We start from the raw sequence: 1,568 nt of genomic DNA on the forward strand, positions 1-1,568 counted from the left end.
GAACGCCCGGTGTTCCGGCGTAAGGGCAGCGACAAGCCCATTACCACGCCAGCCCCGTTCAACGTACTGGATAACAGCCTGGCCGATGTCAGCCTGCTGGCCGGGCTGCTGGTCGACAAGTTCCAGTTCCACTTGCCGCTGTATCGTCAGCACCAACGCATCCGGCAAGCCGGCGTCACCGTCAGTCGCAGCACCCTGACCAACCTGGTCAAGCGGGCCATCGACCTGCTGCGACCCATCGTGGATGCCCAGACCGACAACGTGTTGCGCAGCCGGGTGCTGGCGATGGATGAAACGCCCATCAAAGCCGGCCACCAGGGGCGCGCAGGCCCGCAAAAAGGCAAGATGAAAACCGGCTGGTTCTGGCCGTTATACGGCGATGCCGACGAGGTGGTGTTCACCTACTCGAACAGCCGTGGTCGCGCCCACATTGAACAGGTACTCAGCGAATCGTTCAGCGGTACCCTGATCAGTGACGGCTATGCGGCCTATGCCCGTTATGCTGCAGCCCAGGAGAACGTCGCCCATGCCCAATGTTGGGTGCATGGTCGCCGCTATTTTATCGAAGCACAGAAAGATCATCCTGAGACCGTCACCGAGGCCCTGCAACGGATCGCGATGCTGTATCGGAATGAAGAGGCCATCAAAGCTCAGGGGCTAACTGGCGAGAAGAAACGCCAGTACCGGTTGGATCACTCGAAGCCGGTGGTCAGCGACTTCTTCCAGTGGTGCCGGGATCAGTTGGCACAAGGCGGCCTCGTGCCCAGCGACCCACTGACCAAGGCCCTGAACTACGTTCTCAGCCGGGAAGCCAGCCTGACCGTGTTCCTGGAAAACCCGGACGTGCAGCCAGACACCAACCACCTGGAACGGGCTTTGCGGCCCATTCCCATGGGCAAGAAAAACTGGATGTTCTGCTGGACCGAACTGGGCGCGGAACACCTGGGTATCATCCAGAGCCTGATCAGCACCTGCAAGCTGCACGATATTACCCCGTACACATATCTGGTGGACGTGCTGCAGCGTGTCAGTCAGCATCCCGCCAGTGAAGTGGCGAATCTGACTCCGCGGCTCTGGAAAATCCGGTTCGCCGAGAATCCGCTACGGGCTCTGATCGATCCACGTCATCCGGACCGACAAGCCACGCAACTTACACCGGTGGAGGTCGTCCATGCGCATTGAGGACATGAGCATCGACGAGTTGCTGGAACTGAACCAGTACATCTGCCAGCGCATTGATGAACTGCAAGAACAGGAAACCCTGCAAGCCTTGAGTCGGTTGCGGGTTGGTCTGAAAGTGACCTTCGAAGGTCGAGAAGGACCGGTGCTTGGGATCGTCACCAAGATCAACCGTAAGAGTGTGATCGTGCTGGGGGAGGATGGCAGGAAGCAATACAAGGTCTCGCCGGAGTTATTAAGGCCCCTCCGTGACGTGAAGTAGGTCAACTACGTCTTGGAATGAACGCTTACTTACAAGTGGCGCAAAGAAGCTCGTGCTGAGGGACGCTGCTTGCCCGATGCAAGTGACCAGGGTACGACTGGCTGGTCGTCCCGAGACAAGTTTGCAG

Annotated in this window: 2 protein-coding genes; both read left to right on the forward strand. The window is 58.8% G+C overall.

Annotated features, from left to right (window positions below; genetic code table 11):
- The coding region (gene tnpC / locus FYJ79_RS12340) for an IS66 family transposase (protein ID WP_154518910.1) at positions 1 to 1,182 on the forward strand (1,182 nt) is incomplete at its 5' end.
- Complete coding sequence (locus FYJ79_RS12345) at positions 1,172 to 1,441, forward strand: hypothetical protein (RefSeq protein WP_154518720.1); 270 nt, start codon at positions 1,172 to 1,174, stop codon at positions 1,439 to 1,441. The genes tnpC and FYJ79_RS12345, both read left to right, overlap by 11 nt.
- The last annotated feature ends 127 nt before the right edge of the window (positions 1,442 to 1,568 follow it).

Origin of the sequence: Sharpea porci (genome assembly GCF_009695655.1) — a bacterium.
Classification (GTDB): Bacteria; Bacillota_I; Bacilli_A; order Erysipelotrichales; family Coprobacillaceae; genus Sharpea; species Sharpea porci.